Origin of the sequence: Sterolibacterium denitrificans (assembly GCF_900174485.1) — a bacterium.
GTDB lineage: Bacteria > Pseudomonadota > Gammaproteobacteria > Burkholderiales > Rhodocyclaceae > Sterolibacterium > Sterolibacterium denitrificans.
This window is the reverse complement of record NZ_LT837803.1, coordinates 2,532,357-2,555,432: the sequence shown is the minus strand read 5'-3', so window position 1 is coordinate 2,555,432 and position 23,076 is coordinate 2,532,357. Positions and strand designations below refer to the sequence as shown.

The following is a 23,076-nucleotide window of genomic DNA, read 5'->3' as shown; positions in this document are numbered from 1 at the left end:
GTGAATGAACGCGCTTCTATAGTTCCATAGACAGGAGAGAGCATGACTATCCGTTTCGACAAGGATCTGGATGCACGTGGCCTGAACTGCCCACTACCGATCCTGCGCGCCAAGAAGGCACTGAACGACATGAGCAGTGGCCAGATTTTGCGGATTGTGACCACCGATCCGGGGTCGGTCAGGGATTTCAATGCATTTGCCCTGCAAACGGGCAATGAGCTGATTTCGAGTACCGAGACAAGTACCGAGACGGGAAACCAGGAGTTCGAGTTTCACCTGGTACGCAAATGAGCCGATTTGCCTGGCTCGATATCCCATTGCCGGAGACGGAGGTGGAGGCGGGTTGGGGAGTAAGGTGATCGTTCAGGTGGGTACAATCTGCACTCCCGGACGTGTGGGTCAGGGTCGAATGGTTGGGTTTTGATGCTGGATGAGCAGAAACGCGGGGTAATTCACCCAGTATTGCAGTCATTGACGGCATTGCGCCGTCGCTAAAGTGTGTGGGCCAATTTCCGGTTTCCCGGTCCAGGTCATGGATTGCAGATTGCAGACCATGGATGGTACAGGCGGGTATCGATTTGTGAGACGGATACATAATTTGTGAAACGGATACAGCTACGCGAAGCTGCAAAGGCGATGATGGCATCGCTGGGCCAGAGATTCCTGAAGACCAAGCTGCAGGATGGCAGGATGGCTGTTTCCTTTGACCGGGAGAGCTTGGCTGTCGCCCACGTTTGCCGCCGTCCCGGGCAGAAGCCCGAGGTTCTCATGCTGCGTTCCGAGCAGCGCGGCGCCGGTGATCTCTTCGTACTGCGCGGCTTGGCCCGGAGCCATGGGTTGGGTCAGTGTCACAGCACCCTGTTGCTGAATCCCGACGAATACCATCTGTTGCAGATCGAACTGCCTGCCGTGCCTCCGGACGAAATGAAGGAGGCGGTACGCTGGAAAATCAAGGATATGGTTGACTTCCCGGTCGAGGGATTGACGATCGATCTGGCTGAAGTTCCGGATATTGCCGGACGTACCGGGCGCGTGCGGCAGGGGTTGGTTGCTGCTGCCGGCGATGCCCTGATTGCCGAGCAGATGAGCTTGTTCGACAGCGCCGGCGTGACGCTCGAAGTGATCGACATTCCGGAAATGGCGATCCGCAATATCGCTGCCCTGTTCGAGGAGACGGATCGCGGTCTGGCTGTACTGGTGGTTGATGAAGAGCGGGCGCTGCTGATATTCACGTTTCGCGACGAGCTCTACGCCGTGCGCCAGATCGAGATCAATCGCAGCAAGCTGGAAGAAGCCGAAGGTGAATGGCGGCAGCAGCTTTTTGACCGTATCGGGCTGGAAATGCAGCGATCCCTGGATAATTTCGAGCGTCTGCACAGCCACATCAATGTGACGCGCGTCATGTTGGCGCCGCTGCCTACGGTCCCTGGATTGGTGGATTATCTGCGTGAATATCTTTCTCTGCCGGTCAGTGAAATGGATCTTGCCGAAGTGCTGGATTTTTCGTTGGTGCCCGAGCTTTCCCAGCCGGCCCGTCAGGCGCAATACCTCAAGACGCTCGGTGCGGCTTTGCGCGAGTGAGGTGATTTGAATGCTACAGCAGATCAACCTGATCAATCCGGCGCTGCGCAAGACGCGCGATCTGCTTTCGGCCGTTCCGCTTGCCATGGCAGTGGGTGTTCTGCTCGTCCTGATCCTGGTGGCCGGCTCCGTCGCGCGTCAGAGGGCGAGCAGTGCGCAGGTCGAGGCCGACAAACGTGCGGAAGAGCTGAAGGCGGCGCAGGCGCAGCTGGTGGAGATGAGCGCGCGTACGACAGAGGCGGCAATAGATCCGGTGCTGGCTGAGGAGCTGTCCAATTCGCGGGCCATGCTGAATCTGCGCGAAGAAGTCATCGCCACCCTGGAGCGCGGCGTTTTCACGGGCAATTCCGGATTTGCCGAATTCTTGCGCGGTTTTGCCAGACAGGCGCCGAATGGTCTGTGGCTGACAGGATTCGTCCTGAACCCGGTCAGCAGGGATGTCGAAATTCGCGGACGCATGCTCAGATCGACCGCTCTGCCGGAGTTCATCCAGCGCCTCAAGTCGGAAGCGGTTTTCCGGGGCGTGAGTTTTTCCTCGCTGGTCATCGAACGCCCGGCGCAGGATGCGGTTCCCGAGCTGGATTCGGCATCGGCATCGGTGTCGGCGCATGTGAAGGCAGCATCGCCGGACTACATCGAATTCGTGATACGCACCACGCCGGTTGAAACATCCAGGTCTGCTGCCGGGGTTGCCGCTTCAGGCAAGACGACGGTTCTGGAGGTCAGGCAATGAAGGAGAGGCTGCTGCAGCTTTTTGAACGTTTCGATACCTTGTCGCAGCGTGAAAGAGCGACGATCGCTGGCGCCGTACTGTTCGGTCTCTTGGTCATCGGTTATCTGGCCTTGATCGATCCACAGATTTCCCGGCAGGCAGCACAAGCCAAACGCATTGTGCAGATCAAGAACGATCTCGCCACGCTGGAAACGCAGATCAGCGCTCTCCAGGCACAGCACAAGGATCCGGACGCCAGCAATCGGGCGGCCCTGCAGGAAGTGCGCAAGACCATGGCGGCGATCGACATGCGCTTGCGCAATGTGCAGGACAGCCTGGTCATGCCGGAGAAAATGCAGGAATACCTGGAAGGCCTGCTCGCAAGAAACCGCAACCTTGAGTTGATTTCATTGCGCACCCTGCCTGTCGCGCCCTTGATCGAACAATCGGGTGGCGGGCAGGATCTCGACGGCCGGGGCGCAAAAGGTGGCCGCTCGGGCAAACCCGCTCCGCTTTCCGGCAATAATCTGGCAACGAATATCTACAAGCATGCGATCGAGCTTCGCATTGCCGGCAGCTATGGCGATTTGCTGGCCTACCTGGAGGCGATCGAGGCGATGCCGCAGCGTACCGTCTGGGCCAATGCCGAGTTGGTGGTGGAAAAGCACCCGCGCTGTGTTTTGACGTTGACGGTCTACACCTTGAGTCTGGACAAACTATGGCTGGTGGTCTGAATGCGAGTGCCGGTGTGAGTGTGAGCGCGCCACTTGTACCGGGTGTACTGAAACCGGCGGGGCAGTGGCTGCCGCTGCGTGCTGGCGTACTGATGCTGCTGTCCATGTGCGGATTGACCTCAGGCGCAGCCTTTGCACAATCGGGCGCGGCGGCTTTGGCGGATCCGACCAGACCGCCGGCCGCATTGGTGGAAACTGCCGTACAAGAGGAAGAACAGCCGGACCAGCCGCCGCCGCTGGGCTTGCAGACGGTGCTGCTGCGCAAGGGCGCCAAACCGCTGGCGATCATCAATGGCCAGAGCGTCGAATTGGGCGGCATGCTGGGTGAATCCCGCCTGATCAGCCTGACGGAAACGGAAGCCGTTTTACAGGGGGCAAATGGCAAGGAGACACTGCGCCTGATGCCGGATGCCGAGCGCAAGACCGTGGTCCCGACTGCACCATCACAGGTGGAATCAGCCAACAAATCGGGGAAAAAGGCTGGTAAGCGCAGCAAGACAAACTCCACTCTCACGAAGTGAATCTGCCATGAACGATTCCACATTCTTTCGATACTCTCATGCGACCCAGACTGCAGCGGACGTTCGTCGCAACATCCGCAAAGCGTGGAGCATCTCATGCGGCAGTCTGCTTGCGGAACCGCGAGCCATTCGCCGAACGGGAGCCGGTCTGCTGGCATCCCTGCTGCTGGCGGGGTGCAGTCTGCCGCTGGTCAAATATGGTTCGGTCAATGACAGCGTGCGCGACAATCTCAAGCGTGGCGCTACCGAGCCCCAGCCGAAAAATGAGGCGATCGATCCGGCATTGATGCCACCCTTGCAGATCGAAGAACCCGTGATCAAGGCCGAGGCCGAAGCGCGTTTCGACCTGTCCGTCGTCAATGCGCCGGCTGCCCAGGTCTTCATGGCGCTGGTGACCGGCACGCGTTACAGCATGCTGCTGCCGCCGGATCTGGGCGGGACGATTACCGTCAATCTCAAGGACGTGACGGTTCTGGAAGCGCTCGACACCATACGCGAGCTGTACGGCTATGAATACAAGGTCAAGGGGACCCGCGTCTTCATCCAGGCCAATACCTTGCAGACGCGGATTTTCCAGATCAACTACCTGGTGAGCCAGCGCAAGTCCTCCAGCAACCTGCGGATCGCTTCGACCGCGCTGCCATCCACGGGGAGCGGCAGTGGCGATGCTTCCACGGGTTCGTCTTCCTCGAAGACGGGTACGGGCGGCGCGGCGGGCGGTAACACGACGGATACCAGTTCGGTCAGCACGCAATCCAGCGTCAATTTCTGGGAGGAATTGAGAGAGGCGCTCAACTCCATGGTCCTTGCCAGCAAGGAGAGTGATGATGCCGAGGCTGCCGGTGCTGCCGGGGGCAAGCGTGTGCACATCAATCAGATGTCCGGTGTGGTCGTCGTGCGGGCGCTGCCCAAGGAGTTGCGCGCCGTCGAGTCCTACCTCAAGGCCACGCAACTGGTGGTCGAGCGACAGGTGATGCTGGAAGCCAAGATCATTTCCGTGACGCTCAACAATGCGGCGCAGACCGGCATCAACTGGGCGATCTTCAACACGACCACCAGCGGCAAGATTTTCAACAGTACGCACCCTGGCAACAGCATGGTGGGGGTGATGGGTTCCAAGGCCAGCCTGAATACCAGCGGCGCGCTGCAATCGGGCACGGGCCTGACCATAACTCCCGGCAAGGGTGGTTCCGCAATCACCGACTCGTTTGGCAATGGTTTCGTCGGCCTGGCCTTCCAGACCGCCAACTTTGCCGCTCTGCTGTCCTTCCTGGAAACGCAGGGCGATGTCGCCGTGCTCTCCAGTCCGCGCATTGCCACGCTCAACAACCAGAAAGCCTTGCTCAAGGTCGGTACGGATGACATGTTCGTCACCAATGTATCCGGCGGTACGCCGACGACGACTTCGGTTGCCGGTACGCCGCCGACGGTCGATCTGCAGCCCTTCTTCTCCGGCATTTCGCTGGATGTCACGCCACAGATCGACAATGACGGCAACATCATCCTGCATGTGCACCCTGCGGTCAGCCAGGTCACCGAAATCGAGAAGGTGATCGATCTGGGCACAAATGGCGGCATCCTCAAGCTGCCCCAGCCGTCCAGCGAGATCAACGAATCCGACAGCATCGTCCGTGTGCGGGACGGCAGCATCGTCGCCATCGGCGGCCTGATGAAGCAGCAGCAGGCAAGGTCGAGCTCGCAGTTGCCGGGTACCGGTGGGACGCCGTTCAGTTTCCTTTTCGGTCAACGCAACACGTCGGTCAACAAGACCGAAATGGTGATCCTGATCAAACCGACGATCGTCGACAAGGACAAAAACTGGCAGGACGATCTGCAGGGTTTGAATGAGCGGATGTCCTCCTTCGACGTGCGCCAGCCGGAGTCGGATTCCCCGCCTGCCGGGCCGGTGAAGTCGTCGTGGCAATTGCGCAATTAGCGCCTGGCCGGTGTGATGGGCCAGCGCATGACAGAGGCTGAACTTTGTATCTCGCGCATTTCGGCCTGACTGAGCGGCCGTTTGGCATCACGCCCGACACCAGCTTCGTCTATTCGGCAACCGCCCATCAGGAGGCCTTGAATACGCTGCTGATCGGGTTGGCCAGCGGTGAGGGCTTCATCAAGATCACCGGGGAAGTCGGTACGGGAAAGACCTTGCTGTGCCGCCGTTTTCTCGCCACCCTGGGCGAGGAATATTTCAGCGTCTATCTGCCCAATCCCTCGATTGCTCCGCTGCCCTTGCTGCTGGCCGTGGCCGAGGAACTGGGCTTGAAGCTCGATCCGGGCGAGTCGCAATTCCAGCTGATCAAGCACATCAACCAGCGCCTGCTGGAGCTTTCGCAGGCCGGCCGCACGGTCGTCTGCTGTGTGGATGAGGCCCAGGCAGCGCCCCTGGCGAGCCTGGAAGCGCTGCGTCTGCTGTCCAATCTCGAAACCGAAAAACACAAACTCATCCATGTCGTGCTGTTCGGCCAGCCCGAACTGGATCACAACCTTGCCGACCCCTCGGTGCGCCAGCTTCAGCAGCGCATCGCCTTTCATTACCATCTGCCGGGGCTGCGGCGCGAGGAATTCGAGTACTACCTCGATCATCGCCTCAAGATTGCCGGACATCGCGGGCCGCCCTTGTTTTCGCGCCGGGCGGCGCAGCGCCTTTACCAATATTCCAGCGGCACGCCGCGGCTGGTGAACATCCTTGCCAACAAGGCGTTGCTGGCCGCCTATGGCGAAGGCAAGGCGACGGTCGAGGTGGCTCATGTGGTGGCGGCGGCGCGTGATACGGCAGGGCTCAAGGGCAAGGTGCGCGGCCTGTTCAAACGCTGGTTGAGTTGAAAGGGGAGGCTGAGCGCGACCATGAGCCTGATCAACCAGATGCTGCGTGACCTCGATGCACGCCATGCCAGCGATGCGGCGACACTCATGCCGCACCAGGTCCGCGCCCTGCCTGCCGGCAGGCAGGATATCCACCGGTTGCTTTTGCTGGTGCTGATGGTGCTTGCAGGTGGTGTCGTGGCTGCGCTGGGAATCGATGCCTGGCGATCGGCCAAGCCGGTTGATGCCTCGGCGACACCCGGTGCCGGCCCCGGCACGGCGGCAGAGCAGACCGCATCTTCACCCGGCATGCCGGTTGAGACGCTGGAAGGTGAATGGCTCGCCTCTCTGCCGACGCTGGCAGAGGTGCAGCAATCCGGCAATTTCGGGTTGCGCCTGGATCGGACACTGAAGCTGACCGGTGTGTCGGGATCGATGCCCGTCGCCGCGACAGGGAAAAAGCCAGCCGCCGAAACCGCTGCCAAGCAACCAGAGGAAGTCAGGCTGGAAGCAAAGGCAGCAGGGGCAACAGAGGCGGCGGAAGAAAAAGTGCCGCCGCAAAAAACGAGCAGCAAGGAAGACGCCGCAGCCCCGGTGTCGCCAATGCCGGCCAACGAGACGGAAGCGCCCGCAAGAATTGAAAAAACCGACCGCGGCGAGCCGGGCAGCGAAATCCTGCGCAAGGCCATCCAGCTCTACAGGCAAGGCCGGACGAGCGATGCCATCAGCCGTTTGCAACAGGGATTGCGTGAAATGCCTCGGCAGACTGCGCTGCGTCAGACCCTGCTGGGCATTTACATCGAGCAGGGCCAACTGGATGACGCTCTGGTTCTGTTGAAGGACAGCTTGGGATTGCTGCCCGAGCGCGCGGACTGGGCCATGACGGCGGCGCGCATCCAGGTCGAGCGCGGCCGGCCGGCCGACGCCTGGGAAACCCTGCAGCGGCATCAGAGTAGTGCCGGACGGAATGCCGACTATCAAGGCTTTGCCGCCGTGCTGCTGCAGCACCTGAAGAAACCGCGCGAGGCCGCGCAATATTATCGGGCCGCATTGCGTCTCAAGCCGCAGGAAGCGCGCTGGTGGTACGCGCTCGGCAGTGTGCTGGAGGCCGACGGCCAGTTGGCAGAGGCGCGCGATGCCTGGTTGCGCGCCCAGGCGATCGGCGGCTTGCCGCCTTCACTGGCAGACTCGCTCGAACGCAAGCTGCGGCCCTGATTCGCCGCTTTCATGCGCCGGTGTGCGGGAATGCAATCCGCCGCATCGACAAGTGCGAGAGTGTGAGGGTGCGATGGGACGAGAGCGCGAACACGCGTTCCGGTCACCTCGAATCAGTCAATTCGTCAATTCGCGCGGCAAGGGAAAGGCCGTGTTTTCCACCACTCCGGTCAAGGGCTGGACGCTGCTCACACCCCAGCGACGCAGTTGCGCGATGATTTCTTCGACCAGCACTTCCGGAGCCGAAGCGCCGGCGGTGAGGCCGACGCGCGATTTGCCGGCGAACCAGGCCGGCTCCAACTGCCCGGCGGCATCGACGAGATAGGCCGGCGTCCCCAGGTTTTCCGCCACTTCGCGCAGACGGTTGGAGTTGGAGCTGTTCTGCGAGCCGACGACGATGACCACATCGCATTGGCTGGCCAGTTGCTTGACGGCATCCTGGCGGTTCTGCGTGGCGTAGCAGATGTCGTCCTTCTTCGGTCCCTGGATGTCTGGAAAGCGTTGCCGCAGGGCGGCGACGATGGTGGCGGCATCATCGACCGACAGCGTGGTCTGGGTGACGTAGGACAGGCGTTCGGGATTGCGGATTTCCAGCCGGGCGACATCGGCCAGGTTTTCGACCAGATGGATGCCGCCGGCCACCTGGCCCATGGTGCCTTCGACTTCCGGATGGCCGCGATGGCCGATCATGACGATTTCGCGTTCGTTGTCGTGCATGCGGGCGACTTCGACATGCACCTTGGTGACCAGCGGGCAGGTGGCGTCGAAGATGCGGAAACCGCGTGCCTGCGCGGTTTCACTGACGGTTCTGGATACGCCATGCGCGCTGAAGATCAAGGTGGCACCGGCCGGCACTTCGTCGAGCGAATCGACGAAGATTGCGCCCTTGGCGCGCAGGTCGTCGACGACGTAGCGGTTATGCACCACTTCGTGATGCACGTAGATCGGTGCGCCGAACTTCGCCAGCGCGCGCTCGACGATGGCGATGGCGCGCTCGACGCCAGCGCAGAAACCGCGCGGATTGGCGAGCAGGATGCGTTGTTCGGCGGGTTTCTCGGCCATTTCAGATGACGCCGATGATTTCCGCCTCGAAGCGGACTGGCTTGCCGGCCAGCGGATGATTGAAGTCGATCAGCGCGGTTTGCGCGTCGAGTTCGCAAATCAGGCCGGTGAAACGCGCGCCGTTCGGGGCATCGAATTCGAGCAGGGTTTGCGTCTGCAGTCTGTCGCCGTTGGGCAGGCGCTCACGCGGGATGCGTTGCACCAGATGCGGCAGATGCGGGCCGAAGGCATCCTGCGGCTGCAGATCGAAGATCTGGCGTTCGCCCACGGACATGCCGGTCAGGCAGCGTTCCAGCGCGGGCGCCAGTTCGTCGTTGCCCAGCTTCAGCACGGCCGGCGCGGCATTGAAGGTGCCGATGAATTCGACGCCATCGCTGCTGGCCACGCGGTAGTTCAGGGTGACCAGGCTATCGGCCTTGACTTGCTCGCTCATGTTGATTGGCTCCGGGAAGAACTGGGCACGAACTGGCGCCAGATGATCAGCATGGCGCCAACGGTAATGCCCGAGTCGGCGACATTGAAGGCTGGCCAGTAATATTTATCGATATGGAAGGAGAGAAAATCGACCACCGCGCCATAGGCGAAACGGTCGATGACATTGCCCAGCGCGCCGCCCATGACCAGGGCAATGGCAAACGGCATCAGCCTTTCCTGCGCGTGGTGGCGCAGCAGGAAGAACAGCCAGCCGCAAATGGCGAAGGCCAGCGCAGTGAAAAACCAGCGCTGCCAGCCACCGGCATCGGCAAGAAAACTGAAGGCCGCGCCCGGGTTGAAGACGAAGACCAGATCGAAGAACGAAGTCAGCGTGCGAACTTCGCCCAACTGGAAATTTGCCACCACCAGCGCCTTGGTGATCTGGTCGAGCACGATGATCAGCAGGGCCAGCGCCAGCCATTTGCGCATCTCAGGCAGCATGGCGCGGTTCTCCTTCGGCGTAGAGGTTGCTGGTACAGCGTCCGCACAGCTCCGGATGTTCGGCAGCGTGGCCGACATCCTCGCGCCAGTGCCAGCAGCGCACGCATTTGCGGTGCGCGGTGGGCGTGGCGATGATCGCTTCGGCTGCGGCATCGGCGACTTTCACCAGGATGGTTTTCGAGCAGATCAGGATGAAGCGCAGATCGTCGCCCAGGGAAGCAAGCAGTTCATGGCGCGCGCCGCTGGCGCGGATTTCCACTTCGGCCTGCAGCGAGGAACCGATCTTGCCGGCCGCACGCAGGTCTTCCAGCACCTTGCTGGCTTCGCCGCGGATTTCCCGGATCTGCTGCCAGCGCTGCAGCAGCGCGGCTTCATCCGCTGGCGCCGCGGGCAGTTCATGCCAGCGGGTGAGCATCACGCTTTCCAGATTCTGGTTCTTGCCGGTCAGCGCCCAGATTTCCTCGGCGGTGAAGCTGAGTATCGGCGCCATCAGGCGCGTGAGGGTCTGCAGGATGTGCCACAGCGCGCTTTGCGCCGAGCGGCGGGCGCGGGAATTTTCCGCCGTGGTGTAGAGGCGGTCCTTGAGGATGTCGAGGTAGATAGCGCCAAGATCTTCCGAGCAGAAGTGCTGCAGCGCCTGCACCACCTTGTGGAATTCGTAGCGTTCGTAATCGGCGCACACCTGCGTCTGCAACTGGCGGGTCATCGCCAGCGCATAGCGGTCGATTTCCAGCCATTGCGCCACTGGCAGCATCTGGCCCGGATCGTCGGCGGAAAAATCGGCGGTATTGGCAAGCAGGAAGCGCAGGGTATTGCGGATGCGCCGATAGGATTCGACCACGCGCTTGAGGATTTCGTCGGAAATCGACAGTTCGCCGGAGTAATCGGTGGCCGCCGTCCACAGACGCAGGATTTCCGCGCCCAGGCTGTCCGACACCTTTTGCGGCGCAATGACGTTGCCCTTGGATTTCGACATCTTGTGGCCCTTGCCATCGACCACGAAACCATGGGTCAGCAGCGCCTGGTAGGGCGCGCGGCCGTCGATGGCGCAGCCGGTGAGCAGCGAAGACTGGAACCAGCCGCGATGCTGGTCGGAGCCTTCGAGATAGAGATCGGCCGGCCAGGCCAGTTGTTCGGCATGCGAGCCGCGCATCACCGACAGATGCGTGATGCCGGAGTCGAACCACACATCCAGCGTATCGCTCATCTTGCTGTAATGCTGGGCTTCTTCGCCGAGCAGTTCCTTCGCGTCGAGGTTGAACCAGGCTTCGATGCCGGCTTGTTCCACGCGCTGCGCAACCTGCTCCAGCAGCTCGGCGCTGCGCGGGTGCGGCTCGCCCGTTTCCCTGTGCAGGAAAAAGGGAATCGGTACGCCCCAGTTGCGCTGGCGCGAGATGCACCAATCCGGGCGGCTTTTCATCATCGCTTCCAGCCGCGCGCGCCCCCAGGCGGGAAAGAATTGCGTCGCATCGACGGCGCTTTCGGCCATCTGGCGCAGGGTCGGCGCCTGTTCGCTGTGTTTGCGCTCCATGCCGATGAACCACTGCGTGGTGGCGCGGAAAATGATCGGCGTCTTGTGACGCCAGCAATGCGGATAGCTGTGGCGGATGCTTTCCTGCCTGAGCAGCAGGCCGCTGGCGGCCAGTTCCTCCAGCACCAGCGGGTTGGCCTGCCATACCGTCTGGCCGGCCAGTTCGCCCACGCCGAGTGCCGGCACGTTCTCCAGGAAGCGGCCATCGTCTCCCACCGGGTTGTTGATCGGCAGGTCGTATTTCCTGCCGATGACGTAGTCGTCCACCCCGTGCGCCGGGGCGGTATGTACCTGGCCGGTACCGGCATCAATCGTGACGTGCGTGCCGCAGATGATGCGCACCTCGCGCGCCTGGAAGGGATGGCGCAGCGCCAGGCCTTCCAGCGCCGCGCCCTTGCAGGTCGCCAGCGTCCGGCCGGTCAGCGCGTAGCGTTCCAGGCAGGCGGCCGCCAGTTCATGCGCCAGGATCAGTAAACCTTTCGGCGTCTCGATCAGATCGTAGTCGAACTCGGGATGGACGCTGACCGCTTCGTTGGCCGGCAGGGTCCAGGGCGTGGTCGTCCAGATCACCGCAAAGGCCGGCTGCGCGATGCCCACGCCGAATGCCGCGCCCAGCGCGGCGCCATCGACGACGGGGAAGGCAACATCGATGGCCGGTGAAGTCTTGTCCTCGTATTCGACCTCCGCCTCGGCCAGCGCCGAGCCGCAATCGAGACACCAGTTCACCGGCTTGAGACCGCGGTACAGATAGCCTTGCTGCATGATCTTGCCGAGCGCGCGGATTTCATCGGCTTCGGTCCGGTAGGCCATGGTGAGATAGGGGTTGTCCCACTCACCCAGCACACCCAGGCGAATGAAGTCCTTTTTCTGCCGCGCCACCTGCTCGGCCGCATAGGCACGCGCCCGCTGCTGCACTTCAGTACGCGGCAAATGCTTGCCGTGGGTTTTTTCGATCTGGATTTCGATCGGCATGCCATGGCAGTCCCAGCCCGGCACATAGGGCGCATCGAAGCCAGCCAGCGTCTTCGAGCGGATGATGATGTCCTTGAGGATCTTGTTTACCGCATGGCCGATGTGGATGTCGCCATTGGCATACGGCGGGCCGTCGTGGAGAACGAAGCGCGGGCGCTGCTCGCGCGCGGACAGTTCGCGAATCCGGCGGTAGATGTGCTTTTCCTGCCACTCCTGCACCCAGCCCGGCTCGCGTTTCGCCAGATCGCCGCGCATCGGGAAAGGCGTATCGGGCATGTTCAGGGTCTTGCGGTAGTCGGAATCAGCCATTTTTCATGCCCTGGAAATAGGTGCGCACGGCAGCGACATCGCGGGCGATGTGCGCCGTGAGTTCTTCAAGTGAATCGAAACGCGCTTCGTCACGCAACTTGTGCAGAAAATTTACCGTGACGTGCGTGCCATAGATCTCGCGCTCGAAGTCGAGCAGATGGACTTCCAGCACCGGCTGCAGGCTGGCAGCGATGGTTGGCCGCGTGCCCAGGCTGGCAGCGCCCGGCCAGCGCCGTGCGCAATCGCCGTCGATGCCCAGCAGCTCGACGGCAAAGACGCCGGCCAGCGGCACGCGCTTGCGCTTGAGGCGGATATTGGCGGTGGGATAGCCGATCCGGCGGCCGATCTTGTCGCCATGCGCTACCCGGCCGCTGATGGAATAGGGCCGTCCCAGCAGGCGCTGCGCATGTTCCAGATCGCCCGCGGCAAGCACTTCGCGCACGAAGGAACTCGATACGCGCTCACCCTGCCATTCGATGGTCTGCATGGCCTCGACAGTGAAACCTCGCTCCTCGCCGGCACGTTGCAGCATGGCGAAATCGCCGCGCCGTCCCTTGCCGAAGCAAAAATCGTCACCGACGAAAAGATGCCGCACGCCCAGGCCATCCACCAGGATGCGCTGGATGAAATCTTCCGCCTCCAGCGCGGCCAGGCGGGCGTCGAAGTGGCAGACATAGACGCAATCCACACCCCGGGCGGCCAGCAGTTCGAGCTTCTCGCGCAGGCTGGTCAGGCGCGGCGGCGCCTGCTCGGGGGCGAACAGCTCGCGCGGATGCGGCTCGAAGGTCATCACCGTCGCCGGCAAACCCAGGCTGCGCGCCTTGGCCGTCAGGCGTTCGAGCAAGTGCTGGTGGCCACGGTGCAGGCCATCGAAATTGCCGATGGTCAGCACACATGGCCCGCAAGACGAAAGCGCCTTCGCCTGCCCGGAAACGCTGCGTAAGACCTGCATGGATGCGGTGAGAAATGAGGAAGAACGATGAGGTGGGCGCGCCAGGCGCGGGAAACGGGCGATTATATCAGCCAGCCCGGCAGCGCCGGGGACACTGGAGACGCCGGGGGCGCAGGGACTTGCGTTCTTCCCGCAAGGCTCAGGTCAGGCGCGATTTCGCCAGCGGCGGGTTGCTGGCGAAGTAGCGCTTGAGGCCGCGCAGCAGGGCTTCGGCCATTTTGTCCTGATAGGCTTCGTCGATCAGCCGGCGTTCTTCCTCGGGATTGGAAATGAACGCTGTTTCGACCAGGATGGAGGGAATGTCCGGCGCCTTGAGCACGGCGAAGCCGGCGAGTTCGACATGCGGTTTGTGCAGGGTGTTGATGCCGCCCAGCTCGCCGAGCACGGCCTTGCCCAGCTTGAGGCTGTCATTGTTGGTCGCCGTCTGCGACAGGTCGAGCAGGGTACGGGCGAGATAGGGATCCTTGACGCCGAGATTGACGCCGCCGATCAGGTCGGCGGCATTCTCGCGCTGTGCCAGCCAGCGTGCGGCCACCGAGGAAGCGCCGGTTTCCGACAGCACGAAAACGCTGGAGCCGCGCGCCGTCGGCTTGATGAAGGCATCGGCATGCACCGAGACGAACAGGTCGGCCTGCAGGCGACGCGCCTTCTGCACGCGCTGGTGGAGCGGGATGAAATAGTCGCCATCGCGCGTCAGTACCGCGCGCATGTTGGGTTCGGCATCGATCTTCGCCTTGAGGCGCCGGGAGATCGACAAGGTGACGTGCTTTTCGTAGCTGCCGCCGCGGCCGATGGCCCCCGGATCCTCGCCGCCATGCCCCGGATCGATGACGACGGTGACCAGGCGGTCCACCGCCGGTTTTTCCGCCTTGCCGGGTTGCGCCTTGCCCAGCGTGTCGTCGAGCTTCAGGGCGGCATTGTCCGTTCCCGGGTTGCCCGCCGCGCCGTCGTTGATGCCATCCAGCAGGGCCAGCAGCGGGTCGACGGGTTCACCCGGATAAAGATCGAAGACCAGCCGATGCGCATATTCGCCGACCGGGCCGAGCGTGAACACCTGCGGTTTGACGCCGCCGGGCGTGCTCTTGAGCTCGATGACGATACGGACGACGCCGGGACGGTTGCGCCCGGCGCGGATCAGCTTGATGTAGGGATCCGCCACGGAAATCTTGTCGGGCAGGTTCTGCAGTACGGAATTGAATTCGACGCCTTCCAGATCGACGACCAGGCGGTCGGGGTCGGCAAGCTGCAGATAGCTGAACTTCAGCGGCGCCGAGTGTTCCAGCGTGATCCGGGTGTAATCGCGCGCCGGCCAGGCGCGTACTGCGATGATGCTGGGCGCTTGCGGGCCGGCGATGCCGGTGCGCGTGACCAGCAGCGTCAGCGAGGCGGCGGCGAACTTAAAGAGGTCGCGCCGGGTTGCAAGATGTCGGGCCGGTTGGTTTGAAAGTTCGTCAGACATCGTCGTCCCTCCGTACTGACTGCGCGGAGTGCCGCCTGGCGCCCCTCGTCGACGACCGCAAGCTGCACGCGCAGATCGGCTTTGGGCAAATAGGGCGCGGCCTTGTCCGGCCATTCGACCAGACAGATCGCTCCTTGCTCGAAGTATTCGCCAAAGCCGCCATCCAGAAACTCTTCCGCGTTTTCAAACCGATAAAAATCAAAGTGATATAAGTTTAATTTAGAAATAACATAAAGTTCAACAAAAGTATAGGTCGGACTTTTCACCTTGCCGGAAAAACCCAGCGCGCGCAGCAGGCCGCGCACCAGCGTGGTCTTGCCGGCACCCAGATCGCCTTCGAGATAAATCACCAGCCTGGCCCGGCCTTGATCGGGGTCGTCTGCCGGCAGCGCGGCCGCCAGTGTCGCGCCCAGTGCCAGCGTGGCGGCTTCGTCGGCCAGGCTCAGTTGATAGGCGCTATCATCGCTGTCATGCATCGTCAGGACACTCACATTTCGCAAGCGGATCGGAAAATGGACCGGAAAACGGACTGGGCTGCCCTTGCCGCGCGGATCAAGCAGTGGGGCAGGGAACTCGGTTTTGCCGACGTCGGGATTGCGCCGGCAACGTCCAGCGATGTCGCCGAACGCGGCTTGCTGGCCTGGCTGGAAGCCGGTTGGCACGGCGAAATGGATTATATGGCACGCCATGGCCTGAAGCGCGCGCGCCCGGCCGAGCTGGTGCCCGGCGCGCTGACGGTGATTCTGGCGCGTCTGCCTTACTGGCCGGATGCCGCCGATGCGCAGGCCAATCTTGCCGACGGCGAGCGAGCCTATATCTCGCGCTATGCGTTGGGCCGCGACTATCACAAGCTGTTGCGCAACCGCTTGCAGAAACTTGCCGAGCGCATCGAAGCCGAAATCGGCCCGTACATCCATCGCGCATTCTCGGATTCCGCGCCGCTGCTGGAGGGCGACTTCGCCAGCCGTGCCGGACTGGGCTGGCGCGGCAAGCACACCCTGTTACTGACGCGCGATGCGGGGTCGGCATTCTTTCTCGGCGAGCTCGTCGTGGCGCTGCCCCTGCCGCCCGATCCGCCGCAGAGCGCGCATTGCGGCAGTTGCACGGCTTGCCTCACGCATTGCCCGACCGCCGCCATCGTGGCACCCTGGCGCATCGATGCGCGGCGCTGCATCTCCTACCTGACCATCGAGTTGAAAGGCAGTATTCCGCTGGATTTGCGTCCGTTGATCGGCAACCGCATCTACGGCTGCGACGATTGCCAGCTTTGCTGTCCGTGGCACCGGAATACCGGACCGAAACTGACTCGGGAAGAGGATTTTGCCGTGCGCCACGGACTGGATCGCGCCCGTCTCGTCGATCTGTTCGCCTGGAGCGAAAGCGAGTTTCAGGAAAAAATGGCCGGCAGCCCGATCTACCGCATCGGCCATGAACGCTGGCTACGCAACATCGCCGTGGCTTTGGGCAACGCGCCGACCACGCCTGCAGTGCTGGCCGCCCTGGCGCAGAGCCGCGACGATCCCTCGGAACTGGTGCGCGAGCACGTGGCCTGGGCGCTGGCGCGCCATCATCATCGGGAAGTACTGGCGGTGGCTCGCTGAAACCTCAGCGGCAAGCGCTGCCGGCCATTCGCACGATCGGCCTCTACCAGCAGCCCCCCGCGACCGGGGTTTTTGCGCCGATCTGGTTGATCGTCATGGTGCCGCACGCGTCTTGCGTCTGGTTGCCTCGGGGAGTGGCGGTCACGGTATAGGTCGTGGCGTCGCTTGCGATGTTGATGGCATAGCGGTTGTTGAGGCCGCCTTCCGTCGTGCAGCCCAGTTGCGGTGCGTTGCCGGCATAGCTGAGATTCGTGGCGCGGCGGCGTTCCAGGGCGTGGGCGAGCTGCGTCATGCAGGATTGCGCCTGGGCGCGCGCGCTGCGCTGCAAGTAGTTCTGGTAGGAGGGCAGGGCGATGCCGGCGAGTATGCCGATGACCGCCACGACGATCATCAACTCGATCAGGGTAAAGCCTCCCGTTTTTTTGCGGGAGGAGCGAGAGAAAGGCGCTGTATTCATAGGTGTAGTCCCGTCTGGTTTCATTTCGCGATGATTTCACGCCAGGATTGGCGGCCCATCTGGCCGATGGGCAGTTGCAGGAAGATGGTCTTGCCGGGCAGGTGCATGGTGGCGGTGCCATCCTTGCCCTGGATGATGGGCGGCTGGCCGCTCATGATGGCTTCCAGTCCGTCCAGCACCGAAGGGAAGACGTCGTCCAGTTTGTCCGCAGCAGTGATCTTGCGGTCGCCGGTGAGATCGAAGATTCCCTGATTCAGCCGGGCGCCGGAGAAGGGGTTGATCGCCCAGACGGAACTCTTGCCATCCGGCTGGCAGCGGTTGGTGCCATCGGGGACGTAGGTGATGCCGAACAAGGCGCCGGCCAGCAGCGTATTGGGCGAAATCATCCGTTCGCCCGGGTAAGTGAAGTCGATATACCAGCCACGCAAGCCTGCGTTGATGATTTCGGCGGCGGTGCCGGCTTCCAGGGTTCTGACCGGGGTGCCGCTGACGCTGCCGGTCGTCAGGATTTTTCTTTCCTTCAGGTTGGCGCGTGAGCCGATTTCCGTACCGTCGTCCAGCAAGCCGTACCAGGTCTGCTGGTCGGTGTTGCTCATATCGGCATTATTCAGAAACTGGCCGGTGCCGACGAACACCCAGATCTGCCGGGTTTTCTCGTTTTTCACCACCAGCGGCATGGTGGTGATCGGGCGGTTGTTGGTCGTGGTGAACAATTTGTCAGCGCTTGGACTGCCTCCCAGGTTGGTGAAGCGCCAGACGTTGCCTTTCAGGTCGCCGGCATAGGCCGTGTCGAAAAATCCATCGCCGTCGGAGTCGATCGCATTCACGCCGGCAAGACCATTGTTGCCGCCAGCGGCGGTATTCACGGTAGTGATCGTCCCGTTGGTCAGTGAAATCATGATCAGTTGCGCACGATCGCCGTTGCTGTTGGGGCCATTGCCGAGCAGCACGCGCCAGTCGCCGTTCGCCACCTGGGCAATCACTGGCTTGCCCAGACTGTTGCCGAGCGCACTGTTGTCCGCGGCCGATTTTTCCCACAGGAACTTGATGTCGTCGGGGTTTGTCACGTCCAGCGCGAACACTCCCGTGCCGCCCCGCCCCTGGGTACCGACCAGGATGGTTTTCCAGCCGCTCAGATAGGCATCGGCAACCGTCAATTCGCCATCGAGGATGTAGCGGTGGCGGAAGGTCTGCCAGTCGGGATCGTTGATATCGTTCATGCCATACCTGGGATCGGTATAGCGCTGCAAGGTGGTGCCGATGGAGAAGCTGGGCAGGAAGGCGATGGTTTCCACGCCGGTTTTGCCGTTAAAGCCGTGCAGCATGCCATCGCTGCCCGAGACGTACAGAACCGAACCGGCGTGCGAGTCTTGTTGTCGCTGGCATAGCCCGCCCGCGTAGCTGCTTGCGCCGGTAGAACTTTGCGCTGCGTAATAGTCGCCATGCGTCGGCGCGCCGACATAGACCAGTTGCGAGTTGATGAAGGCGGGCAGCAGGCCGCTACGTTCGCGGAAGCTGCCCGTGGGTTCTTCCTTGCTGGTGTCGCCGCGCAGATAGTTGACCGTGTCGGCCGAAGTCAGAAAAGCCTTCTGCGCCGCCGTCAGATTGGCGAATTCGAATGCTTTCAGCGTGCCGCCGGCATTGACGCGCATCTTGCGCTGGGCCCAGGCCGGCAGCTTTTGTTCCGCGTCCCAGGTACTGCCGCCGCTCTTGGGCAGGCCGGTACCCGCATCGAGCTCTTGTGAATACACCCGCCCGTTCCACGCGCCGGAAGTGTATTGGCTGAAATACACCATGCTGCCGGCTTCCAGCTTGGCCGAACTGGCGCCGCCACTGGCGGCATGCTTGGTCTCGCTGGCAATTTCGTTCAGGGTGCTGGTCAGGGCCTTGGCGAACTCGTCCGGGTTGGAGGCGACGATGAATTCGCCGCGCGAGTTGACCGCGGCATGCCAGAGGTCGTCGATGTTCTCCTGCTTGTCATTGCCGGGCGCGGGCCAGGACTTGCTGCCGGCGGTGAGTGCGGGCAAGTCTGTTTTTGGATCGAGCGTGCCTTTTTCGCCGATGGAAATGCCGTAGGTGCGCATGTGTTGCCAGAAGGCCGGGTTCTTTGCCGTGGTGGGTACGTCATTGGTCATGCCTTCGTCATCTTTGCTTGGAGGCATCAAATCGGTTTTCCAGTAGTACATGGCGACATCGGCGAGTGTATTGGAACGGCTGTCCTTGTAGGGAAACTTGGATTCGTACTGGTAGCTTCTTCCATTGGGTCCGGTAATTTCAACCCCGTCTTGAGTGTCGTTGTCCTTTTGGGCCTCGTTGTTTAAGGCGGCATTGCCGTTCCAGTAACCATCCGTGGTCAAAATGGCAAAGTTCGCCCGGCAGGAGAGTTGGGCAGCGCCCGACTCGGGCCCATAGGGGCCGCTGCTGCCTTTGGCACCGTTGACTGTGTCCGAATAGTATTCACCCGCGCGGCTCAAGGCTTCACGCAGTGAAGTTCCATCGGATGAGTTGGCGGCGAACAACTTGGTGAACCAGGTCTGCTTGTTGGCGCCGGAAAATCTTCCGTCATCGCTGCTGACCGGAATGGAGAATATGGGCGTTTTGGATTTGGCGTTGTATTGGAGGGTGTCAAAACCAATGCGGTAACCACTGCCCAGCTTGGCGAAGACGCGACTTGCCGCTGCCTTGGCCATGGTGATGCGCAGGCGGTAGTAAGAGAACCAGTTGGCGTAGTTCTGGATTTCTTCCTGAATGGTACGTGTAGGGCCGCCATAGGGCGTCCAGTCAAACCCGGTCAATTGCACATTGCTGCTGTCCGTACCGTTCGTGTTCAGCGTAACCTTGCGGGCGCGCCAGGCTTTTTGCGAGTTATTGCAACTGGTGCCGCTGCTGCAACCATAGATGAAATCGTAGCGATTGTAGTGCGTTACGGTTTTTTCATTGCTGCCGGTCAGATAGTAAAAACCGCCGTACCGCCACTGATAGTTGGAAGAGACGAGGCCGGTCGACGTGCTCATCGTCTCTGAGTTGCCGACGGAATAGGTGCCACTGGTGCTCAGATTCTGCCATGCAGTAAATTTGGTCTTGAAGTTGAGCGTGCCGCTGCCGGACTTTCCGGAAGGATCGGCGGCCACGTTGCCGCCGTCGTAATTGGCGTTGGAATAGGAAGATCCGTCGTATTTGAGCCAAGGCTCGTAGGTTATGAGCGGGTTGTACCACATCGTATTGATGTTGGCGGCGCGCAGGCGAATGTCGTTGACGCTGACCGTAGTCGGCAGTCCGCCGACCGGATTGCTGTACCAGTTTGCCGTCGTGCCCGGCATGTGCTCCCAGCCCATCGAGCCGGAATCATCGAGGATGAGCATGATGTTCGGTTCGACCGCCGTGGCGACCGTCAGCGGTTGCTGGGCGAGTTCCACACCCGCCGATGCCGGGGTGGCAGGCAGCAGGAGGCAGGCCAGCAGGCCGAGCAGGCGAAGGCCGGGAAGGGCGCGATGTAGGCGATGGTGAGTTTGCTGGGTCATGGCGGTCACCTGTCGAGCGTGAGTGGGTGAAGGCGAGTGGTGGCGATCAGCTGCCCTTAATCAGGCTGCTGACCACGGCAACGGCGCGGTCGTTGTTTGCGGTGGGTTGGCTGCTGCGGGCGGTGACGCGATAGGTGGCGTTTTGCGGGGAATCATTGCTGCCGCCACCGCCGGTGGCGCCGTATTGCAGGCTGAGCACGCTTTCCTTGGTGCTGGTGTTGGCTTCGCTGTTCTTCAGACCGAGGTACTGGATGAAGTACTGAGGGTTGGAGCCGGCTTTGACGCCTTCATTGAAATTGGTTGGCGTCACGCTGGTCCAGCCGTTGGCGTTGGGCGCGAAGGCGTTGGTCGGTATGGTCGGGCAGTTGGCGCTGGCCTGCGAGCAATCCACCACCCGGCTGTCCTTGAGAATGGCGCTGCGCTCGTTTGCGAGTATCCAGGCTTCCGCCGCCGCCAGGGCAAAGTCGGCGCTCTGCAGGGCGATGGCGCGGTCGTAGAGGTTGCCGGCCAGTTTTTCCTGCAGTGAGGTGTTGCGCATGCCGGACAGCGCGACCAGGGTGACGACGACCAGCATGATGAGCGCCATGATCAGGGCGACGCCCCGTTGTCTGGCGGCAATGGCAACGGAAATAGGCTGGGTTTTCATGTCAGTGCGTGTTTCTCAAGGCAATGATATGGGTGAGGGTGCGGCGCAGGCGCCGGTCTGCCTGGCTGACGAGTCCCGCGTCGGCGTCGGCATCCGGAGAGGCGACGTTTCTTTGCGTGCTTTCGGTCACCAGGGTCAATTCGATGGCATTGATCTGGTCCCAGTTGTTCTTGGTAGTGGTTGCGTTGTTCGGGTCGAGGAGATCGGCGGCTTCCACGAAATCATTGCTGGCTTCCCCTCTGGTGTGATAGCGAATTTCCATATCCACGACACCGGGCAGGATTTCTTCCTGAATGACGTTGCCATTGGCATCCAGGCGAGCCCGGTAGAGCGAGCGTCCGCCTTCATCGGCGCGGCCGTTGTTGCCGATATACCAGGTGGCGGCGTAGTAGCGCGCGGCCTGGAATTGCGGATTGTCCGGGTCGGAAATGGAGATGGCCGGATCAATGGTGAGTGTGGTGCCGGCAACGGCAGTCACCTGGTGCAGGCTGGCGTTGTCCATGTCGCAGATCACGATGATCGTGTTCTGGGCAAAGCCCGGCGTGTTGTCCTTCAACTGGACGGTGGTCGTTGAGGGGAAGGTGTTGATCAGGGCGACATCTTCGGTTTCCTGCAGTTGTAGGGCCTGGGTGTTGGCGACGCGTTCGGCTATGGCGTTGCCGAAGCTTGCGGCACCTGTCTCTTCATCGCCGGCAAGGCCGCGCAGCGGCCACCATTCTTCCCACCAGTCCGGAGTGGCGTCGGCAGGATCGATTTTCCTCACGCTGCTGTTGCCCAGCGGGCCGCAACTGGTGTCGCGCGCCTGGCGGACGTCGCGGGCAATGAGTTCGAAGGCCATGCGGGCGTTTTCCTGGGATTCCGAAAGGCTTTCGGTGATACGCAGGTTCTGGGCGTTGCCGCCCATCAGGCCGACCATGCCCAGCGTCAGGATCAGCCCGATGGTGAGGGCGACCATGACTTCGACCAGGGAGATGCCCTGCATGCGTAAGCGGCGCGCGGCGGCAAGTGATGGATTCATAGCTGCACCCGTGTGGTCAGGCTTTGGCTGCTGTCGCCTTCGAGGCCGAGCGAGTCGTCCCAGGTGATGGTGATTGCGCAGGTATAGCGCGATATGTCATCACCCAGGACGGGGGTGAGGGTGGTTTCGGTGCATGCGATTGCGCCGTCGGCGCTTTGTCCCAGATTTGCCTTGAGATCCGTCAGTTGCTCACTTGGAAAGGCGGTCATGCTGGCGTCAGTCAGCTCTCCCGTATCGAGGTATTCGGTGCGTTTGATGTCGGCGACGCTATACACCGCCATGATGGCCCGGCTGCGGTCGAAGGCGCTCTGGTTGTTGCGCAGGGTGGCCATCTGCATGGCGATCAGCCCCAGCAGGCCGAAGGCGAGGATCAGCATGGCGATGAGCACTTCCAGCAGGCTGACGCCGCGTTGCCGCCGCGGGGTGGCGCGGCCTTGCCGCTTGAGCCGTGCGAACTGCATGAGGTCGGGAGTTTTCATGATTCGTTCGCCGTCAATCTGGTGATCGAGGTTCTGCCGGCCAGGCCGATTTCAATCCGGCGGCCGGTGGCGCCGCTGCCGATCGTTGAGCGCAGTGTCAGGGTGTTCTTGTTTGCCGTGATGTCGTTGAGGCCGGAGGGGAGGAAGGTGATGGTGTCGTTGGCGAGCGTGCCGTTGAGCGTCAGCGTGGCATCGAGTCTGCCGCGCTGCAGGGGAGTGTTTGCCGCGTTGAGGATGACCCAGTGCTGCCAGTCGCCGGACGTGCAGGCCGTGGCGGTTGCGTCGGCGGCGCGGCAGAGACGAATGCGTTGATTGCGCTTGATGGCTTCGGTACGGGCAAACTGTATGGCGCCGACCAGTTCGTTGGTGCGCGAGGCCAGCCGGTTCTGCACTATGATGTTCTGCATCGAGGGAACGGCAATGCTGGCCAGGATCGCCAGGATGACCACCACCATCATCAGCTCGATCAGTGAGAAGCCGCGCTGTGAGGCGGGCGGGAGTGAGGGCTGGCGGTCGAGGTTCATGGTTTTGCGGAGGGCGGTTGTTGGCGGTCCGGGCTGGCGGGCTGGAACGGTGTCTCACG

22 protein-coding genes are annotated in these 23,076 nt (G+C 62.0%); 9 read left to right on the top strand and 13 right to left on the bottom strand.

The window, feature by feature from the left end:
- Positions 1-48 precede the first annotated feature (48 nt).
- The 8 genes from SDENCHOL_RS11460 to SDENCHOL_RS11425 all read left to right on the top strand — a co-directional run bounded on the left by SDENCHOL_RS11460 (position 49) and on the right by SDENCHOL_RS11425 (position 7,571).
- On the top strand, positions 49-291 hold the full coding sequence (locus SDENCHOL_RS11460; protein WP_067170678.1) for a sulfurtransferase TusA family protein: 243 nt from the start codon (positions 49-51) through the stop codon (positions 289-291).
- Positions 292-639: 348 nt separating this feature from the next.
- The gene (gene pilM / locus SDENCHOL_RS11455) at positions 640-1,581 is read left to right on the top strand and encodes a type IV pilus biogenesis protein PilM (protein ID WP_067170676.1); all 942 of its coding nucleotides are present in this window, start codon (positions 640-642) and stop codon (positions 1,579-1,581) included.
- A gap of 10 nt (positions 1,582-1,591) precedes the next feature.
- Positions 1,592-2,314, top strand: coding sequence for a PilN domain-containing protein (locus tag SDENCHOL_RS11450; RefSeq protein WP_067169781.1), 723 nt, complete (start codon positions 1,592-1,594; stop codon positions 2,312-2,314).
- The gene (gene gspM / locus SDENCHOL_RS11445) at positions 2,311-3,027 is read left to right on the top strand and encodes a type II secretion system protein GspM (RefSeq protein WP_154717229.1); all 717 of its coding nucleotides are present in this window, start codon (positions 2,311-2,313) and stop codon (positions 3,025-3,027) included. The genes SDENCHOL_RS11450 and gspM overlap by 4 nt, the downstream gene beginning before the upstream one ends.
- Positions 3,012-3,548, top strand: coding sequence for a hypothetical protein (locus SDENCHOL_RS11440; protein ID WP_154717228.1), 537 nt, complete (start codon positions 3,012-3,014; stop codon positions 3,546-3,548). The genes gspM and SDENCHOL_RS11440 overlap by 16 nt, the downstream gene beginning before the upstream one ends.
- A 7-nt stretch (positions 3,549-3,555) precedes the next feature.
- On the top strand, positions 3,556-5,484 hold the full coding sequence (locus SDENCHOL_RS11435; protein WP_083522827.1) for a secretin N-terminal domain-containing protein: 1,929 nt from the start codon (positions 3,556-3,558) through the stop codon (positions 5,482-5,484).
- A gap of 44 nt (positions 5,485-5,528) precedes the next feature.
- Positions 5,529-6,377: an ExeA family protein gene (locus SDENCHOL_RS11430; RefSeq protein ID WP_067169777.1), complete on the top strand. Its 849-nt coding sequence runs from the start codon at positions 5,529-5,531 to the stop codon at positions 6,375-6,377.
- A gap of 21 nt (positions 6,378-6,398) precedes the next feature.
- Positions 6,399-7,571 (top strand): tetratricopeptide repeat protein, encoded by a 1,173-nt coding sequence (locus tag SDENCHOL_RS11425; protein WP_067169770.1) that lies wholly within the window; start codon positions 6,399-6,401, stop codon positions 7,569-7,571.
- Between the two features lie 117 nt (positions 7,572-7,688).
- Here the strand turns inward: SDENCHOL_RS11425 and ispH are convergent, their stop codons facing one another.
- The 7 genes from ispH to tsaE all read right to left on the bottom strand — a co-directional run bounded on the left by ispH (position 7,689) and on the right by tsaE (position 15,247).
- Positions 7,689-8,633, bottom strand: a complete 945-nt coding sequence (ispH, locus tag SDENCHOL_RS11420; protein ID WP_067169769.1) for a 4-hydroxy-3-methylbut-2-enyl diphosphate reductase — start codon at positions 8,631-8,633, stop codon at positions 7,689-7,691.
- A 1-nt stretch (position 8,634) separates the two neighbouring features.
- Entirely contained in the window at positions 8,635-9,066 is a 432-nt protein-coding gene (locus SDENCHOL_RS11415; protein ID WP_067169767.1) for an FKBP-type peptidyl-prolyl cis-trans isomerase, read from the bottom strand.
- Positions 9,063-9,548 (bottom strand): signal peptidase II, encoded by a 486-nt coding sequence (gene lspA, locus SDENCHOL_RS11410; RefSeq protein ID WP_231912969.1) that lies wholly within the window; start codon positions 9,546-9,548, stop codon positions 9,063-9,065. Before lspA ends, SDENCHOL_RS11415 begins: the two co-directional genes overlap by 4 nt.
- Positions 9,538-12,360 carry an isoleucine--tRNA ligase gene (gene ileS, locus SDENCHOL_RS11405; protein ID WP_154717227.1) on the bottom strand — a complete coding sequence of 941 codons (2,823 nt, stop codon included), beginning with the start codon at positions 12,358-12,360 and terminating at the stop codon, positions 9,538-9,540. The genes lspA and ileS overlap by 11 nt, the downstream gene beginning before the upstream one ends.
- Complete coding sequence (locus tag SDENCHOL_RS11400) at positions 12,353-13,312, bottom strand: bifunctional riboflavin kinase/FAD synthetase (protein ID WP_067169761.1); 960 nt, start codon at positions 13,310-13,312, stop codon at positions 12,353-12,355. Before SDENCHOL_RS11400 ends, ileS begins: the two co-directional genes overlap by 8 nt.
- Positions 13,313-13,451: 139 nt before the next feature.
- Entirely contained in the window at positions 13,452-14,771 is a 1,320-nt protein-coding gene (locus SDENCHOL_RS11395; RefSeq protein ID WP_067169759.1) for an N-acetylmuramoyl-L-alanine amidase, read from the bottom strand.
- Entirely contained in the window at positions 14,690-15,247 is a 558-nt protein-coding gene (gene tsaE / locus SDENCHOL_RS11390) for a tRNA (adenosine(37)-N6)-threonylcarbamoyltransferase complex ATPase subunit type 1 TsaE (protein WP_083522873.1), read from the bottom strand. The genes SDENCHOL_RS11395 and tsaE overlap by 82 nt, the downstream gene beginning before the upstream one ends.
- Before the next feature lie 36 nt (positions 15,248-15,283).
- Here tsaE and queG point away from each other — a divergent pair, with 36 nt between their 5' ends.
- Positions 15,284-16,372 (top strand): tRNA epoxyqueuosine(34) reductase QueG, encoded by a 1,089-nt coding sequence (queG, locus tag SDENCHOL_RS11385; protein ID WP_067169756.1) that lies wholly within the window; start codon positions 15,284-15,286, stop codon positions 16,370-16,372.
- A 43-nt stretch (positions 16,373-16,415) separates the two neighbouring features.
- On the opposite strand, the gene SDENCHOL_RS14650 is transcribed toward queG, so the two are convergent.
- Genes SDENCHOL_RS14650 through SDENCHOL_RS11355 form a run of 6 tightly spaced genes read right to left on the bottom strand, consistent with a single transcriptional unit; the run spans position 16,416 to position 23,017 of the window.
- A complete protein-coding gene (locus SDENCHOL_RS14650; RefSeq protein WP_067169753.1) occupies positions 16,416-16,829 on the bottom strand; it encodes a type IV pilin protein in 414 nt (137 codons plus the stop codon).
- Positions 16,830-16,849: 20 nt separating this feature from the next.
- The gene (locus SDENCHOL_RS11375; protein ID WP_153011268.1) at positions 16,850-20,350 is read right to left on the bottom strand and encodes a pilus assembly protein; all 3,501 of its coding nucleotides are present in this window, start codon (positions 20,348-20,350) and stop codon (positions 16,850-16,852) included.
- Between the two features lie 46 nt (positions 20,351-20,396).
- Entirely contained in the window at positions 20,397-20,996 is a 600-nt protein-coding gene (locus SDENCHOL_RS11370) for a pilus assembly PilX family protein (RefSeq protein WP_067169747.1), read from the bottom strand.
- A 1-nt stretch (position 20,997) separates the two neighbouring features.
- Positions 20,998-22,014, bottom strand: a complete 1,017-nt coding sequence (locus SDENCHOL_RS11365; RefSeq protein WP_067169744.1) for a PilW family protein — start codon at positions 22,012-22,014, stop codon at positions 20,998-21,000.
- The gene (gene pilV / locus SDENCHOL_RS11360; protein WP_083522826.1) at positions 22,011-22,493 is read right to left on the bottom strand and encodes a type IV pilus modification protein PilV; all 483 of its coding nucleotides are present in this window, start codon (positions 22,491-22,493) and stop codon (positions 22,011-22,013) included. The genes SDENCHOL_RS11365 and pilV overlap by 4 nt, the downstream gene beginning before the upstream one ends.
- Positions 22,490-23,017, bottom strand: a complete 528-nt coding sequence (locus tag SDENCHOL_RS11355; RefSeq protein WP_067169737.1) for a GspH/FimT family pseudopilin — start codon at positions 23,015-23,017, stop codon at positions 22,490-22,492. Before SDENCHOL_RS11355 ends, pilV begins: the two co-directional genes overlap by 4 nt.
- Between the last annotated feature and the right edge of the window lie 59 nt (positions 23,018-23,076).

What these genes read in the sequence shown, in the direction of transcription:
- queG (WP_067169756.1), top strand. Translation starts at nt 15,284, where the DNA reads ATGGACCGGAAAACGGACTGGGCTGCCCTTGCCGCGCGGATCAAGCAG.
- SDENCHOL_RS14650 (WP_067169753.1), bottom strand. Translation starts at nt 16,829, where the DNA reads ATGAATACAGCGCCTTTCTCTCGCTCCTCCCGCAAAAAAACGGGAGGC.
- tsaE (WP_083522873.1), bottom strand. Translation starts at nt 15,247, where the DNA reads ATGCATGACAGCGATGATAGCGCCTATCAACTGAGCCTGGCCGACGAA.
- SDENCHOL_RS11440 (WP_154717228.1), top strand. Translation starts at nt 3,012, where the DNA reads ATGGCTGGTGGTCTGAATGCGAGTGCCGGTGTGAGTGTGAGCGCGCCA.
- SDENCHOL_RS11400 (WP_067169761.1), bottom strand. Translation starts at nt 13,312, where the DNA reads ATGCAGGTCTTACGCAGCGTTTCCGGGCAGGCGAAGGCGCTTTCGTCT.
- SDENCHOL_RS11415 (WP_067169767.1), bottom strand. Translation starts at nt 9,066, where the DNA reads ATGAGCGAGCAAGTCAAGGCCGATAGCCTGGTCACCCTGAACTACCGC.
- gspM (WP_154717229.1), top strand. Translation starts at nt 2,311, where the DNA reads ATGAAGGAGAGGCTGCTGCAGCTTTTTGAACGTTTCGATACCTTGTCG.
- ileS (WP_154717227.1), bottom strand. Translation starts at nt 12,360, where the DNA reads ATGGCTGATTCCGACTACCGCAAGACCCTGAACATGCCCGATACGCCT.
- SDENCHOL_RS11450 (WP_067169781.1), top strand. Translation starts at nt 1,592, where the DNA reads ATGCTACAGCAGATCAACCTGATCAATCCGGCGCTGCGCAAGACGCGC.
- pilM (WP_067170676.1), top strand. Translation starts at nt 640, where the DNA reads ATGGCATCGCTGGGCCAGAGATTCCTGAAGACCAAGCTGCAGGATGGC.
- lspA (WP_231912969.1), bottom strand. Translation starts at nt 9,548, where the DNA reads ATGCTGCCTGAGATGCGCAAATGGCTGGCGCTGGCCCTGCTGATCATC.
- SDENCHOL_RS11395 (WP_067169759.1), bottom strand. Translation starts at nt 14,771, where the DNA reads ATGTCTGACGAACTTTCAAACCAACCGGCCCGACATCTTGCAACCCGG.
- SDENCHOL_RS11425 (WP_067169770.1), top strand. Translation starts at nt 6,399, where the DNA reads ATGAGCCTGATCAACCAGATGCTGCGTGACCTCGATGCACGCCATGCC.
- ispH (WP_067169769.1), bottom strand. Translation starts at nt 8,633, where the DNA reads ATGGCCGAGAAACCCGCCGAACAACGCATCCTGCTCGCCAATCCGCGC.
- SDENCHOL_RS11365 (WP_067169744.1), bottom strand. Translation starts at nt 22,014, where the DNA reads ATGAATCCATCACTTGCCGCCGCGCGCCGCTTACGCATGCAGGGCATC.
- SDENCHOL_RS11370 (WP_067169747.1), bottom strand. Translation starts at nt 20,996, where the DNA reads ATGAAAACCCAGCCTATTTCCGTTGCCATTGCCGCCAGACAACGGGGC.
- SDENCHOL_RS11355 (WP_067169737.1), bottom strand. Translation starts at nt 23,017, where the DNA reads ATGAACCTCGACCGCCAGCCCTCACTCCCGCCCGCCTCACAGCGCGGC.
- pilV (WP_083522826.1), bottom strand. Translation starts at nt 22,493, where the DNA reads ATGAAAACTCCCGACCTCATGCAGTTCGCACGGCTCAAGCGGCAAGGC.
- SDENCHOL_RS11375 (WP_153011268.1), bottom strand. Translation starts at nt 20,350, where the DNA reads ATGACCCAGCAAACTCACCATCGCCTACATCGCGCCCTTCCCGGCCTT.
- SDENCHOL_RS11435 (WP_083522827.1), top strand. Translation starts at nt 3,556, where the DNA reads ATGAACGATTCCACATTCTTTCGATACTCTCATGCGACCCAGACTGCA.